Annotated in this window: 8 protein-coding genes; 1 reads left to right on the forward strand and 7 read right to left on the reverse strand. The window is 60.8% G+C overall.

Annotated elements, in window-relative coordinates; all coding sequences use genetic code 11:
- Positions 1–66 precede the first annotated feature (66 nt).
- The gene (locus tag ACTORR_RS17120) at positions 67–7,029 is read right to left on the reverse strand and encodes a neuraminidase-like domain-containing protein (protein WP_313365084.1); all 6,963 of its coding nucleotides are present in this window, start codon (positions 7,027–7,029) and stop codon (positions 67–69) included.
- A 517-nt stretch (positions 7,030–7,546) separates the two neighbouring features.
- Between ACTORR_RS17120 and ACTORR_RS17125 the strand changes: the two genes are divergently transcribed.
- Positions 7,547–9,001, forward strand: a complete 1,455-nt coding sequence (locus tag ACTORR_RS17125; RefSeq protein WP_054887823.1) for a hypothetical protein — start codon at positions 7,547–7,549, stop codon at positions 8,999–9,001.
- 46 nt (positions 9,002–9,047) lie between these two features.
- Here ACTORR_RS17125 and cycA read toward each other — a convergent pair whose 3' ends face one another.
- The 6 genes from cycA to ACTORR_RS17155 form a co-directional block, all read right to left on the reverse strand.
- Positions 9,048–10,472, reverse strand: coding sequence for a D-serine/D-alanine/glycine transporter (gene cycA, locus ACTORR_RS17130; protein ID WP_313365085.1), 1,425 nt, complete (start codon positions 10,470–10,472; stop codon positions 9,048–9,050).
- A 238-nt stretch (positions 10,473–10,710) separates the two neighbouring features.
- Complete coding sequence (locus tag ACTORR_RS17135; RefSeq protein ID WP_054887821.1) at positions 10,711–12,078, reverse strand: PepSY-associated TM helix domain-containing protein; 1,368 nt, start codon at positions 12,076–12,078, stop codon at positions 10,711–10,713.
- A gap of 58 nt (positions 12,079–12,136) precedes the next feature.
- On the reverse strand, positions 12,137–14,194 hold the full coding sequence (locus tag ACTORR_RS17140; RefSeq protein ID WP_313365086.1) for a TonB-dependent copper receptor: 2,058 nt from the start codon (positions 14,192–14,194) through the stop codon (positions 12,137–12,139).
- 65 nt (positions 14,195–14,259) lie between these two features.
- Positions 14,260–14,685: a DUF2946 domain-containing protein gene (locus tag ACTORR_RS17145; RefSeq protein ID WP_099814375.1), complete on the reverse strand. Its 426-nt coding sequence runs from the start codon at positions 14,683–14,685 to the stop codon at positions 14,260–14,262.
- A gap of 25 nt (positions 14,686–14,710) precedes the next feature.
- The gene (locus ACTORR_RS17150; RefSeq protein WP_313365087.1) at positions 14,711–15,196 is read right to left on the reverse strand and encodes a copper chaperone PCu(A)C; all 486 of its coding nucleotides are present in this window, start codon (positions 15,194–15,196) and stop codon (positions 14,711–14,713) included.
- 45 nt (positions 15,197–15,241) lie between these two features.
- Positions 15,242–15,631: a DUF2946 domain-containing protein gene (locus ACTORR_RS17155; protein WP_441343735.1), complete on the reverse strand. Its 390-nt coding sequence runs from the start codon at positions 15,629–15,631 to the stop codon at positions 15,242–15,244.
- Positions 15,632–15,672 lie beyond the last annotated feature (41 nt).

Consider the following 15,672-nt stretch of genomic DNA (forward strand, 5'->3'; position numbering starts at 1 on the left):
TGGTGCCAGGGGGGTTGCTTTGCACAGGATTGGGGCTGCGGAAGCAGCCCCCGAGGCCATCAGCCGTTACGCATCGCCTTGTTGTGCTGTGGCAACCCCTTTCCTGATCTTGTCTATCTCCTTGATGAAATCGCCATCGCCCGCCTTGGCCGTATAAACCATGTTGAACCGTATGTCCTCGATGATCGAAAGGTCCTTGAGCAGGCCCTCATCGCCCAATAGCTCCAGCGTCCACTGCGAGATAGCGCCGGTACCTTCGAACGGCAGGTAACGGCCATCGTGGAACATCAATTCATACACCCAGGTACCGGCATCGTAGCCAAGCCCGTCTTCGGCCACGGTTGACGACAACGCGATCTGCTGGTTTTCGCGGGGGTTACGCAGGACCAGTCTGGGATTATCTTTCGCGCTCTTCACCACGACGTCGTTCTCCGTGCCTGGATAGAAGGAGCGAGCTGCATCCTTGTGAGGCTCAAGCAGCGTGGTACTGGCTGTTTGCTTGAGGATTGCACACAGCTCTTGCGGCTGTTTGTCTGCCTTGAGTACGAGCGTGACGGACACATATTTCAGTTGGCGGAGGTACTGACCCGGGTAACTTTTGTCGAAATCATCTGCCTTGAATTCGAACGTGTGGGTCAGCGGGGTGGTGCGTTTAGCATTCTTCTTGAAAATATCGGCCCACTTTTCTTCGGCCTTGGTTGCATCACTGTCCAGCTGGTTCTTGAGGCTGAAGGTCTTCTTGATAGTCAACCGCCGCTCGTTTCTGGCCAGGTATTCATTTTCCATCTGCTGCAGGTTCAGCAGCAGCGATTCGCCCGCCAGCATGCCTTTGTAGTTGTCGCGCCAGGCGCTGGTATCGATGAAGCTGTCACGCCGGTAGTCGCCGATTTCATAGCGCCAAGCGGCCTCTACCCCCATGCACAGTGAGCGTACAGCGTCGTAGGCCGCCCCGTAGATATACTCCTGGCGTGCCACCAGCCAGTTATAGACGGGGATGATGGTAAACCCGGTGGTCATGGAGACGTAGGCTTCCTTCAGGTTAACCAGGTCCTGTTGGCACTGTTCAAGGGCAATGGTGCTGGCATTGAGTTCGATATTGGTTTCTTTCACTTGCTGATCGATTATTTTTAGGTCCCATTCGGTCTGGGCTTCATTGAACGTCCATTCGGCAGCGCGGCGGTTGTAATCTGCCTGGGCCTTCAGCTCTGCCGCGATAGAGTCCGCTATCATGCCCCCAGTCGCGAAGTCCTCGGCATAAGCTTGCAGTGCACCTTTAGGTTCGGTGCCTCCGACCGCGAGCCCGAAGATGGTCGGTGTTACCGTCGCGACCGTACCGGAACAAGTGTTCAAAATTTGCGAGGCGATCCTGAAGGTATTTCCCATCCAGGTGAACGCCGTTGCGCTTTCCTCTTCAGGTGAACGACCCACATCAATGAGATCGCTCAAGTACTGTTTCTGCGCCAGTGCTTTGTCGCGGCTGAGCAGCAGTACCTTTTTCTTGGCTGTCACGCCGCTGATGGCCTCTTTTTGCAAGCGAATTGCAAACTCGGCCATCTTGATATCCTGTGCTTTCAATTGCACCGACAGGCTGGTGTTGAACTCTTCCTCCATCAAACTCATGTAGTGCCGGCCGAAATCCGACAACTGCTGGGCGGCTGCCTTGGCGAGGGGCAGCAGTTGACGGAAGCGGTAGTGCGGGATATCAACCTGGCCACTGCGGTAAGGGATAGGCAGGTTGCTCACGCCGCCTCGCCCATTGTCGAAAGCGTCCAGGCTTTCGCTGCCCCAGTCCAGCGGCGGGAGCTTTTTGCCATCAAGGGTAAGCCCATTGCGCAGGTTGTACAGCCGGCTTTGCAGGGTTTGGTGCAGGTCAAGCACCCGGCCATTGATTGGTCGGCGGAAGCTGCCCTCGTTGACCGAGGCCAAGGTCACAGCGTTCCAGCGCGAGGCATTGCTGCCTTGTGGCAGCGGGCCGAGCAACTGTTGCGCCTGCTGGTAGCACAGCCAGGCCTGGTTGAGTGAGCTGAGGGTGAGCTGACGGTAGAAATGGTCGCCCTGTAACTGCCAGTTTTCCAGCAGCGACAAGTAGATCGCCTGCTGGTAGTGGCGCGAAAGGGTGAACACCCGGCTGATGGGGTCGACACCCTTGCGCAGGGAAGAACTCAAGGTGCCCACCTGGGCAAGCGGGCGGGTGCCCCAAGGGGCGGGTCGGCCATGCGCGTCGGCTTTGCTTCGGTAAGGGTTGAACAGGTAACGCAGGTACCAGTCTTCGGCTTCTTCGAACTGTTGTTGTTCGGTCAGGCGCATGGCCACCAGAGCCGGTACATGCAGGAACAGTTCTCGGAAATAAAGAGCGTTAGCGCCATGGAAGTCCATGTCGACAAGCGCGTCCGAGTCTGATTCAAGGCTCGGCTCTTGCAGTTTCTGCGTGTCCCAGGCAAGTACCTGCTCGACCCCCTGGCTGGCGCGTGCGACGAGGTTCTTGCCGAACAGTGTATTGAGGCGGATCTTATGCGTTGGGAACTCAGGGTGATCCTTTGCAACTTGAGTCAGGTCGAGATACTGTGCCTGGTTCGCATTGGATGCAAGGGAAACAGTCCAGGTCTCGTCAGCGACGGTGTTTGACGTTATCTCGTATACTACTTCCCCCAGATCGGGTTTTTCGGTGAAGGAATCGAGTTTCCGAATAGATTTATGGAAAAATGATATCTTAATTTCCTTGTATTTGCTTGTTTCAAATTTGAATTCGAATTCGAATTTGGCATAGAGTTCTCCCCAGCTATGATTGTCAAGTTGGCCTGCTGCTTTCTCTATTATATTGTTGTCTGCAGTGACTTTTGCACTAAATTGGCGTTGAGTTAAAATCGCATGTCTTTTTTTGATTACATTTAGGCCTATCTTGACGCGAATTCTATCTTTGGCGGGAGAAGAAAAATCAACCTCGGTATAAGCATCTTTGAGAGTGGAGTTTTTTAGTTTTAATTGCCTTGGGTTACCATTGTAATGGTGCTGGATGTCGTGCGCGTTTTTGTAGGATGTCAGGAGCGAAACATAGAGTGTGTGAGCATCTTCATCATCTATTACCTTGTTCGCTAGCAACAGGAGGTCTCGCGCTTCAAGATAGTAGTCGGTATTCCGCTTATGTTGCTTATCTTTTCCTTCTTCCAGTTTCTTTTCGCTATCATGCAATAGCGCTGTCAGTAATAGCTCATTGTCACTGGTTTCCTGAACCACCACGATCAAGCCAGGCATGAAGCTCACATCTTTCGCGCGTGTTTCATCCCATTTTCCGTCTTTATAGCCATCCAGACAGAACAGCTCATTACTGGTACTCCAGGTTGCGTCGCTTTGTTGGAATATGAAATTCACCGACAGCTTGCGCTTGTTATGCAAGGTCTTGTTCTGGTTGTTGTGATCCGGCAGGTCAGTGCTGCCTCGCTCTGCCCAGAACACATACCGGCGACCAGCAATGACCACCGGGCGTACGGTGTCGTGAAGCTTGCCATCGGACTTGCTTTGGGCTATTTCACCCGTGGCCGCCAGGTCAATTTTCTCCCACTCGCTCCAGGCCAGCGGGCTTAGCCGGTTCTGATCGTCACGCAGGCTGATGTCCAGCGTTCGCCAGTAATACTCGTAGGGTGTGGTGTTGGTCTTGGCGATAAGGTGATAGGTGTCCTGCTTGGGGTTATGCCCGTCCAGGTAGCCGCTGACAACTTGCAGGTTGCTGACCCGTTCGAACTTGGCCAGGTAGCTGCAGATGGCGGTGTGCAGCAGCGAGGTGTCCATCTTGCCCTGGTTGAGGGCCACCTCCAGTTCCTGGAACGCCACGCTCTTGTTGGTGCGGTTGGCGTAGTAGATGAGGTTGGCGGGGTGGTTGTAGCGGTCGATCAGGCGTTTCCACGTACCGTACTGGCCTAGCCCATTCTGCCATTCGGCCTGATCCTCGCCGTAAGGGCCGGTGTCGCCATACCCCGGCTCAAGCCGCGCAAACAGCCGTGAAAGGTAGTGCTGCAGGCTGCCGATGGCCTGGTTCAGCAACGTGGTGGTGACCTCGCTGGCGACCTGGATATCGGTCAGGCAGTAACTCGACAGGTCATCGAAGGAGGCCACGTTGGGTTTCGCATCAGGCTCGGGCGGTGCCCAGTGTGCGATCAGGTAGCCGGCCAGTGCGTCGCGCCAGTGTTCGCGCATCTGCTTGTCTACTACTTCGCGCAGCGCGTCATCGACGCTGGCCATCAGCAACTGGCTGGCACCCTCGAACTCCCGGTACGGCGAGGTCTCGCTGAGTTCGCTGAGGCTCAGCAGTGAGCTGCAGGCCAGGCCGGTCTTTTCGCTGAGCCGTTTCAGCCGCAGGATATAGTCGATGTCGCTGATGGTGCTGGGCACACAGGACGTGCCGACCAGACGATTGACCGTGCCAGGCCGGTCAGCGAGTGCTTCCATGGCGATCGGGAAGTAGCCAAACTCGGCGTCTGTTTTTTTTTCTTCCGACCTCGCTACCCATGCATCAGGCTTATATCCTTTTTGGTACTGGTCCGGTGTGAGTAGCAGCGGCCCCGGGTTTTGCTTGAGAAATTCAATCAGTTTGTCCACAAAACCTTGGAAAGGAGCAAAGTATTGGGTCTTGCCCGTTCGGCGCACAATAAATGCCTCGAAGTGGAGCTTGATTCCTCGTACGTTGTAGTAGTCACGTTCTGCGTCGGAAAGTGTTTCCAGGAAGTCGTCAAAGGTCGGCCTTGTGTCCTCTACCGCCTGTTCCGTCATGATGTTCGGGCAGGCCTCTTCCACTTCGCGCTCATCCCACCCTATCAAGGTGCCCAATGCCTTGACGGCTTGGGTAACTTTTTCTGGAACGGTGGAGAAACGGTGCCTGGTCAGATAACCGATGACGTCACGCTCATCGGCGCCATTGGCTCTGCCCACCTCGACCCAATCCCGGAATCGACTGAGTTGATAGCACAGGTCGAGGGTAATGGCCTCGTCCGGGGTCTTTTCCAGGTCGAACCATTCCGGCTTGTCACACAGTGCCCTTAGCACGCCGGGGCTCACACGCAGCAGGCCAACAAGCGCGCAGCGGCGCTCGGCTTTGGACCACACCAGGCTTGATTCCCATCGGTCAGCGGCCTTGGTCTTGCTGTTCTGATCGAGGACCGTCATTGCTGCCTTCAGCACCTGCGACGCTGTCGTACCGGGCCAGCCCAATAGTGCCGTCACGTGCTGCAGGCTGAGGCCGGGCTGAGGCAGCAGGTTGCCAAAAACGAACATCAGCAAGCTTGCTGCCGCCTCTTGCTGATCGCTTTCAGTCGCCTTGGGAAGCAGAGCTTCCCTGATAAGTTCGCCATGCTTCTGAAGGGTACTTTGCAGCGAGCTGCCCACCGCTAGCTCCGTTGTGGGGACTGGCGCCAACGTCACCAGCAGAGCACTGGGCAGGATCTGCTGTTGACGCAGCCACTGGTCAAGGTTGCCAAGCGCGACCAGGGTGTCGAGCACATCGCTGGCACCCGGGACGTCACTGATCAGCGGCGTGCCTGCCAGCTGTGCAAGCACATCGGTGCCGGTCGTTGCCAGCAGCCCAACCAAGGCGCTTGCTTCGCGGGCGGAGCGCTTGAACAGGCGATGCAAGCGGCTGAGGCGATACAGCGCAGAAATCAACGACAGCGACACTTTGTACACCTTCAGCCCTTGCGCCTGCTTGACCTGCGCGAGGTACACCAAGGTTGCCTGCTCATCCACGCCCAAGGCCTTGGCCAGTGCCGGCACGACCTTGAACTGGCCGTCCTTGCCATCGGCCGGGTCGAATACGCGATCGTCGAGGATCAGTGGGTTGGGTGTGTCGAGCTGGCCGGCACCTGGGCCATCGAGTATCCGGTCGAGCATCGGTGCTTGCTCGCCAACCGCAAACGGGTTGATTTCACACACCAGAGCGGCGAACTGTTCGGCGCTTATGCCGTAGGCCTCGTTCAGGTAGCGGAAAACCCCCATGGCACGGATAGTGGATGGCGACAGGTGCCAGTTGTCGAACTGACCTTCGGCACGCAGGATCGACGTCAACAGCAGGTCGACGTCCTTGAATGGCAGCGCCAGCGCCCGTTGCAGGTGGATCATCTGGTACATACGCGACAGGCAGTTGTAATCGATTGAGTCAAACCGCGGTTTGATACCTGCCCCGGCCAAGCCATCCTTGATCGTGAGTGGCGTTTTTCGGCGCGCATTGATGTATGCCGCGCCGTAATGGAATTTGTCCAGCACAGGCTTGCCGGTGGGGCGGTAGGCATCGGAGCTGCGCACCAGGCTGTAGCTGGCCGCGGCATTGTCATCGATCCCGGCCACGGCCAGCATTTCCAGTATCTGCTCGAAGCTCAGCCCGGTTCGGCGGCCGAATGTTTCGACATCGTGCAACGAAGCAATGGCCTTTTTGGCGTCGATATCGGCCATCCCGTACCACTGACGCCATTCGTTGCCGATCTCGCGCAAGGGCTTTTCTTCCAGTAGCAACGCTTGCAGGGCGGGGCTGAAGCCGCTGGCGTTACGCATGGCCTGGCGCAGCTCATCGCTGCGCAGCCCTTCATAGCAGAAGTTGGGGTAGCTGTATTGCGTCTGCTGTAGCAATTCGAATAAAGGAGTTCGCTTGTAGGAGAGTACCGCCTTGACTTGCTCGTGGGCATAGTTGAACGGCAGGTGGGCATGCTGGCCTGCGCTGGCCAGTACCTCGGGCAAGTAAGCCTTTGCCCCGGCACGTTCCTGAGCATGGTACGCGAGGGCGCGAATGGCCAGGGTCAGTGCGCTGACGGGGTGCTCCAGTTTGCCGGGATCGAGCAGTATTGCGCCGATGTCCGGGCGCCGTTGCGCCAGTGTCAGGCGGCGGGTGTCCGTGCTGGCCGCCTCCATTTCCAGGGCCTTTTGATAGAGGGCGTGCAGATAGGCGATGGGCCCGGTGTTCGATTCGGGCGCATCGGGGCTGCACGGGTTGGCCAACTGTTCGGGGAAGAGCTTGGCGTAGGTGTGGGCGGTAGCGGCTTGCTCGGTCATGCGGGCGTGCTCCCTGACGGGTGAGGATGGTCATTGCCATACATCGCGATCTGGGAGTATTTGAGGGCTAAGGCGGGGAGGTCACAACTGGCAAAAATATCAGGTCGAGACAGGACGAATGCCGCAACGCAGGGGCGGCAAGCGATGCGGCACCACAGTAGTTTCTGCGGTTCGGGATTGGCGTCCCGTTGTCAGAACCGGACACATCGCACTTGCGATAGTTGTGTCCTGCATGGTTGCACCCGATATGGGCGGAGCCGTGGGAGCCTGGCTTGCCGGCGATGGGCTGCAAAGCAGCCCTCGAGGCCATCAGCCGTTACGCACGGCCGAACGCGGATGACGGCGGCTACGCACGCCCTGATAGGTCACTGCCAGCAGCAAGAACCAGACAGGCGTGACGACCAGCGCCGAGGGCGTCTGTTGTCAGCTGGCTGTACCTAGCATTTCTGCCAGTATGCGCAGCTGCATGGCTCCCCTATGTTGTGTCAACCCGAGTCCACATCTGGAGGTGGAGAGCATGAACAATGTCCTGTGCAGGAAAGCCATTCACGGACTCTGGGGAGCACTGCTTCTGTTTGCCGGGGGCTGCACGCAAGATGCCGCTCAAACAGCGGGTGAACGCCCTCTGACGGCGGCGGTCGCTCAGGAACTGGGCGGCCGACGCTTCCAGGACATCGATTCGCAAGCTGATGTCCAGGGTTACAGGATCGACAGCGGCAACCTTGCAGAGCCACTCAGCGGCAGGGTTGAAGGCGCATTGGTAATGGTCACTGACCGGGAAGGGGCTTTAACGGCGATCATCGACCGGCCGGGGCGGCGGGGCACCCTTCATGTCGATAAAGCTGGCTCACGGCGCTTTGTTGAAGAGCCTGCCTATGACTATCTGAAGCCGGACACGTTGGCAGAGCGCGCAGCGTTACCAAGAGCATCTGACACAAGCGGACCTGGCAGCGATGGCGCAATCGATGCCTTGGTACTGTTCTCGAAGCAGGCGCTGGCAGTGCTCAGGAGCGATCCGGTTGCATTTGCGCTGGCGCAACTGGAAATGTCCAATCTCGGCCTACGCAACTCACAAGTGACGGGCGTGAAGCTGCGCCTTGGCGGCGTTCGCGTGACCGAAACCGATCTTCCTGTCGACGGTTCTGGCCTGGGTCAGCTTCAACAGTTGCTGAACCCGCTGCGTGCTTCCTATCTGCATGACATCAATGTCGGCTACTTCGAAAAATCACCCTACGCGGGAATGGCTTACGTACCCGGTGCAAGCAGCATCAACAGCATTCATTATCCGTTGGCCTTCCGCCATGAGGTTGGCCATAACGCTGGCGGGAGTCACTGCAACGAGAACGGCACGGACAATTATCGCTTTGGCTACCAGACCTCTGGTGGCGCTCACACCATGCTGTGCGGTAACAACGTGCCGTACTACTCGAACCCACAAGTCAGCTATGAAGGCAGGCCGCTGGGCAACGCAAGGACTGCCGACATGGCCAGGCTCTGGCGTGAGCAAGCCGGCCGGTTGAGCGGCTACAGCCCGGCGTTCGAAGGCGTGCGGCTGATCTACGTCTCCGAGCAGCCAGAGGCGAGCGCGGTGGTCGCTACCGTACCAGGGCGCCCAAGAATCGGCGTAGTGGCACTGTCCAGCGACGTCGGGCCGACGTCATTGACGTATGGCGGCCCAGGCATGACCACCTTGACCGTGAAGCTGACCGGGCAAGACGGGCTCGTTCGTCCGGTCAACCTGAGAGCCTTGCGCCAGATAGCGAACTGCCCGCGCACGACCATGAACAGCACGGTTGTATGCCATCCCGATGCTGACGGAGGTCCGGTGCAGCTGATCGTGGGTTACAGTGCGCTGGATAACCCCGGGCTACCACCAGGTTGGTACAACGGTACGTTGATGCTTGAGGCTCGTAATGTAAATGATCCGGCCTGGAAGGCACCCATCCTCGTGAGCCTGGCAGTGCTTCGCTAGATCAGGCACGACAGGGGCCTGGCGTGCCTGAGGCCCTGTCAGGTCATCACTGCCCTGGGAGGTCTGGTGAGCGGCGTACGGCCGTGCGCGGGTGACGTCTGCTACGCACGAACTGATAGGTCACTGCCAGCAGCAAGAACCAGACAGGCGTGACGACCAGCGCAGAACGCGTATCCGCCTCCAGGCTCAACAACACCAGGATGAAGGCAAAGAACGCCAGGCACACGTAGCACATGAAACGCCCGCCCGGCATCTTGTACTTCGAGGCCTGGTGCAGTGCCGCACGGTTTTTGCGGTACTTCAGGTACGACAGCAAAATCAGCGTCCAGACGAACATGAACAGCACCGCTGACACGGTGGTGACCAGGGTGAACGCTTCGACCACGTTCGGCACCAGGTAGATCAGCACCGCACCCAGCAGCAGGCACGTGCAGGAGAAGTACAGGCCGTTGGCCGGTACCGAGCGGCTCGACAGTTTTTCGAACGCCTTGGGCGCATCGCCTTCCTGGGACAGGCCATAGAGCATGCGGCTGGTGGAGAACACCCCGCTGTTGGCCGACGAGGCGGCCGAGGTCAGCACCACGAAGTTGATGATGCTCGCCGCCGCCGGCAGGCCGGCCAGCACGAACAGCTCCACGAACGGGCTCTTGCCCGGTACCACGTCGCGCCATGGCGTCACCGCCATGATCGCGATCAGTGCCAGCACGTAGAACACGATGATCCGCACCGGGATCGAGTTGATCGCCCGCGGCAGGGTGCGCTCGGGGTTCTTCGCTTCAGCGGCGGTGGTGCCCACCAGTTCGATGCCGACGAAGGCGAACACTGCGATCTGGAAACCGGCGAAGAAGCCCATCAGGCCATTGGGGAACATGCCGCCGTCGTTCCACAGGTTGGCCAGTTGCGCGGTGCGCCCGCTCGGCGAAGTGAAGCCGGTGATGACCATGTACAGCCCGGTAGCGACCAGGCCGAGGATGGCGACGATCTTGACCAGGGCGAACCAGAACTCCAGCTCGCCGAACATCTTCACGGTTACCAGGTTCAGCGACAACAGCAGCCCGACGCAGGTCAGCGCCGGTATCCACTGCGGCAGGTCGGGGAACCAGAACTGCGTGTAGGCGGCGATGGCGACCACGTCGGCGATGCCGGTGACCACCCAGCAGAACCAGTAGGTCCAGCCGGTGAAGTAGCCGGCCCAGGGGCCGAGCAGGTCGGCGGAGAAGTCGATGAACGACTTGTAGTTGAGGTTCGACAGCAGCAGTTCGCCCATGGCGCGCATGACGAAGAACAGCATGAAGCCGATGATCATGTAGACGAAAATGATCGACGGGCCCGCCAGGCTGATGGTCTTGCCCGAACCCATGAACAGGCCGGTGCCGATGGCGCCGCCGATGGCGATCAGCTGGATGTGGCGGTTGGTCAGGTTGCGCTGCAGATGTTGTTCATCTGGCGTGTTGGGAGAAGTTTGCGTCATCAAGCTGCATTCCCTTGGAAGGTCGGTCTTCTTGTCGGAGGTAGCCGGTTAGGCTAACACGCTCGTGCCAGGTCGGGGCGCGACAGATCGACTCGACTTTTGGGTAGCAGCTGTTCTCCTGTGCCGGCCTCTTCGCGGGCACGCCCGCTCCCACAGGTACACCACAGGGTTCGAGTGCTGTGCTGTTCCTGTGGGAGCGGGCGTGCCCGCGAAGAGGCCGGTGCAGGTTGAAGCGCGATCAGGCGTTGGCCAGCACCCGGCGGCGCCTCACCACCAGGCTATCGACCACCCACATCACCACCATCGACACCCCCACCAGCGGGAACATCACGCCCAGCACCAGCATTACCCCCACCGCCGCCTTCCAGCGCGGCAGGTCATGGCGCAGCGGCGGCACGCCCAGCCCTCCCTCGGGCCGGCGTTTCCACCACATCACCAGGCCGCTCACCGAACCCAGCAGGATCATCAGGCACACCAGCAGAATGATGATCTGGTTCAACGGTCCGAACATCTTGCCCTCGTGCAGCATCACGCCCAGCTCGGTAGCACGAGCCACCGGGCTGTAATCCTGCCAGCGCACATCGGCCAGCACCTTGCCGGTGTACTGGTCGACATGCAGCGTCGCATCGTTGCGCGGGTCGTCGGCGAACACGGCGATGGTGTACACGCCTTCGGCGGTGGTAGGCGCGGTGATGCTGTAGCCCGGTTCGACCTGGCGCGAAGTGGCGATGTCTTCCACCTGCTGCAGGCTCACCTGAGGCGCAGCCGGTGCACTGTCCATCATGTGATGCCCGGCATGTTCGGCATGCGCGCCGGATTGCGGCATCGGCGTGTTCTCCATCGCCCACGGCACGGTCTGACGGTGTGCGCTGTTCAGTTCGCGCGCTTGCTGGTCCGACTTGGGCACGTCATTCCACATGGCCGCCGGGAAGCGGTTCCACAAGTCGGCGTACTGCTTGCCCCACATGCCGGTCCAGGTCATGCCGCTGACCAGCATCAGCAACAGCAGGGCCGAACCCCAGAAGCCGGTCACCGCGTGCAGGTCGCGCCAGAACAACCGACCTTTCGCCGCAAACCGTGGCCACAGCACACCGGCACCGTTACGCCCGCGTGGCCACCAGAGGTACAGGCCAGACACCACCAGCACGATGCCCCAGCCGGCGGCCAACTCAACCAGGCGGTCACCGACCGTACCGACCATCAGCTCGCCGTGCAGGGCGCGGGCGATGGCCTGCAGGTTCTGCTTGCCGTCCTGCTGGCCAAGGATCTTGCCGCTGTACGGGTCGACGAACACGTTCAGCTCGCGGCCACCGTCATGCACCACGAACTGCGCGCTGCGCTCGGCATTGATCGGCGGCAGGTACTGGCCGACATGGCCTTTCGGGTAGGCCTGGCGCACTTCGGCCAGCAGCGTGTCGGCGCCCTGTCGATGATGGCCGGCTTCGACCACCATCAAGTCACGGTACAGCAGCGGGTCGAGCTGCGGCTTGAACAGGTAGATGATCCCGGTGATCGCCAGCAGGATCATGAACGGGGCGACGAACAGCCCCGCATAGAAGTGCCAACGCCAGGCCAGGTTGTAGAAGTTGATGCGTGTTCCTCTCATGGGAACCTCCCGTTTGACCAGCTGATGAGCGCGACCGAAGCCGCGCCCGTTGTTGTTGTCAGAAGCTGAAATCGACCTTGGTCGAGTAGGTCCTGCCTGGCTCGTTGACCGGCTGTGGATCATTGGCCGGGTAGCCGAACCCGGCATTCCCGGCCAGGTTCAGGTGCTCGGCGTAGGCCTTGTCGAACAGGTTGTCGACCCCTGCGCTGAGCTTGAGGTTGTGGTTCACCTTGTAGGCGCCGTTGAGCGAGAACACGCCGAAGCCGGCGCTCTTGTCGTAGTCCTTGCCGACCACGTTGCCCTGGTTCTCGGCGATGCGGTTCTGCTCCGCCACCAGGCGCCACAGGGCACCGGCGCTCCAGCTGTCGCGGCTGTAGGTCAGGCCCAGGCGGCTTTCCAGCGGCGGCATCTGTGGCAGTGCCTTGCCGTCGCTGCTGTTCTTGCCCCAGGCGTAAGCCAGGGTGGCATCGGCCTTCCAGCGCTCGGTGAGCTTGTAGGCCGCGCCCAGTTCGCCGCCCATGATGCGGGCATCGATGTTCTGAGCCTGGGAGGTGCTCATGCCCATCATCCCGGTGCGGTAGTCGAACAGGATGTAGTCGCGGATCTGCCCGACGTAGCCCGAGGCCCAGGCCTCCAGGCGCTCGTCGCGGTACTGGATGCCGAAGTCGAGCTGGGTGGTCTTCTCTGGCTTGATGCCGTCGAACGCGTTGGCCGCACCGGGTGGCGCCAGCTTGGGCGAGAACAGCTCCCAGTAGTCCGGGAAGCGCTCGGCGTGGCCGAGGCCGATGTAGGTGGTGGCGGGGATCGCCGTCAGGTCGTGCTCGTAACGTATGAAGCCGCTGGGCAGCGTGTCGGCGCGGGTGTCGCCTTGGGTCGGGCTGCCCTTGCGGAAGTCCCGGGCCGAGGCACGGTCCAGCCGGGCACCGGTGATCAGCCGGTCTTCGCCGGTGACGTACCAGGTGAGCTCGCCGAAAGCACCATAGTTGTGGAAGTCGGCGTCCTTGGTCCAGGGCTTGCCCTTGTGCGCATCGACGCCCATGCCACCGCGCTGGCGGTGTTCGTTGGTCTGCGCGTCGATGCCGCCAATCAGTTGCACATCCGCCCAGCGCCAGGTGGCCTTTAGGCGAGCGCCCAGCGTGCGGCGGTCGACGTTGCTGACCATGGGCATGCCCATCATGCCGGTGCCTGATGGCGTGCGCAGGCTGTAGTTGTCCATCACGTGGTCGGCGTAGTTGTAGTAGACCTGTGCCTCGACCTTGTCGAGCACCTCGCCGAGGTTGGACTTCTCGAAGCGCAGGCCCAGGCTCTCGCGCTTGAACTGCGAGCCGTCCATGCCACGGCCGGCATAGCGTGCCTCGCCGTCACCCTTGCCGGCGGTGAGTTCGAGCAGTGTGTCCTGATCGGGGGTCCAGCCCAGGGCCACGTCGCCGTTCCATTTCTCCCAGCGCGAAGGCACGGTGTCGCCGTTGCCATCCTGGTAATCGTCCGAGTGCGACTGGTTGCCGACGAAGCGCGCATAGCCCTGGCTGTTGCCGGCCGCAGCATCGAGCACCTTGTCGAAGCGGCCATTGGAGCCGGCCAGCAGGCTGGCGTTGACCCGGCTGCCGAGGGTGCCGAACTGCTCCGGCTCGCGTTCGAAGAGGATGGTGCCCGCCGAGCCGCCTGGCCCCCAGATCACGCTTTGCGGGCCTTTGATCACGGTCAGGCGGTCGTAGGTTTCCGGGGCGATGTAGGAGGTCGGGGCGTCCATACGGTTGGGGCAGGCGCCGAGCATCACGCCGCCGTTGGTAAGGATGTTCAGGCGCGAGCCAAACATGCCACGCAGCACCGGGTCGCCATTGGTGCCGCCGGCGCGTATGGCGGAAAAGCCAGGGATGGTCTTCAGGTAGTCGGCACCATCACTGGCCGGCACGGGTTGGCGCGGGTCCTTGGGGTTGGTGACCACGGTCAGTGGCGAGCTCGGTGCCAGCGCGGTGATCACCGTCGGGCTCAGCTCGGTGTCGGGGCTTTCATGGCCAGGAGCGGCAGCCAGCGCCACAGGGGCGAGCAGCGAGCCGCACAGCGCGGCGAATGTCCCTCGCAGGGAAGAAGCTAAAACAGGGGTGCAGCCGGACATAATGATTCCAGTCGATCAGTCATGAGTGTGCGCGAAGCCTCCTGGCTCCGGGCGATAACGGGAGTTCAGACGCTGATCGAAAGAGGCGGCGCGCGGCTGCGCGCACCGGGGAACACGGCCTGCCGGGCATGGCCCTGGCGCGTAGAGGTGGGCAGGGTTGTGGGGGGAACGGCACTGGCGACGCTGAGCGGGCTGAGGGTTTGTGGCAAGGCCGGGCAGTTGAACAGCAGACTGCAGTAGCCGCACTTTTCCCACATCACATGCAACTGGCCATCGTTATCGTGGCCGTGATGGGTATCGCTGCCCGCCGGCATGGACATCGACATGTCCATCGGCATGCTCATGCCGGCATGGTGGTCCATCGGCATCGACTGGGAAATCAGCGGGCCGATAAAGATCATCCACATGGCGAACAGGCTCAGCCAGCCGCCACCGGCGCGCCTGCGTTCAGGGCGGGTGGTACGGCTGAGGCTGTTGCGTGGCAGGCTCATGCTGGCGAGCGCCGGTCAGCGGGGGTCAGTGCGCGTGTTCGTGGGCCTGGGGCTGGTCTGCCGGTGCCTGTTTCTGTACGGCCACGTCGACGGTGACGTCACCTGCTTTCTCGAAGTGCAGGGTCAGCGGGAAGCGCTTGCCGTCGGTGAGCAGGCTGCGGTCCTTGGGCTGCATCAGCATCACGTGGTAAGCGCTGGGGGCGAACACCAGGTCTTTGCCGGCAGGCACTGCCACGCTTTGTACCTGCTGCATCTTCATCGCGCCGCTGGCGCTCATGGCGTGCTCATGCAGTTGCGCGTCATCGCTGATCGGGCTGTCGACACTGAGCAGACGGTCATCGGCCTTGCCGTTGTTGTGCACGACGAAATAGGCAGCGACGTTAGGGGCGTTGGGCGGCAGTTGCAGCGACCACGGGTGAGCGATGTGCAGGTCGCCCACGCTGTATTCATGGGCGTTGGCGTAGGCGCCGGGCAGCAACAGGGCAGCCAGTACAAGAGCTTGCTTGAGCATGGTGTGTCTCCGATCAGTGAGGTTCAGGCTGACAGCATGAAGAACTCAGACCAGCGGAGAGGCGCGGGGGTTGAGCGCGGGCCATAGTTGGCGAGGCGTGGGTTGGTAACTGGCGGGTGGCGGCTCGCGCCCGGCCAACAGCGTCGGCGGGTTGTGCAGTTGCGGCGGATAACCTGGCAGGGCCAGCAGTGGGGCAGCGCCCGAACAGCACCAGCAGTGCTGCATGTTGGAGTGCTGATCGCTTTGGCTACCGAGGTCGATCTTGGCCAGGGCCTGGACATCGACCTTGGCCTTGCCAGCCACGCTGGAACAGAAAGCCCCCCACAGCAGCTGCTCGGCCGGGCCATTGGGCGCGGCAGAAGACAGCGGCATGGCCAGCAGGTTGAACAGCACTGCAAGGCAGGCTATCCAGGCAATGTGCCGACGTGGGGGCATGGAGAGATCCGGTCAGGAATCGTGGAAGGTATTGTAAGGCG

Source organism: Pseudomonas sp. SAR267 (genome assembly GCF_052077595.1).
GTDB classification, from domain to species: Bacteria; Pseudomonadota; Gammaproteobacteria; order Pseudomonadales; family Pseudomonadaceae; genus Aquipseudomonas; species Aquipseudomonas vlassakiae.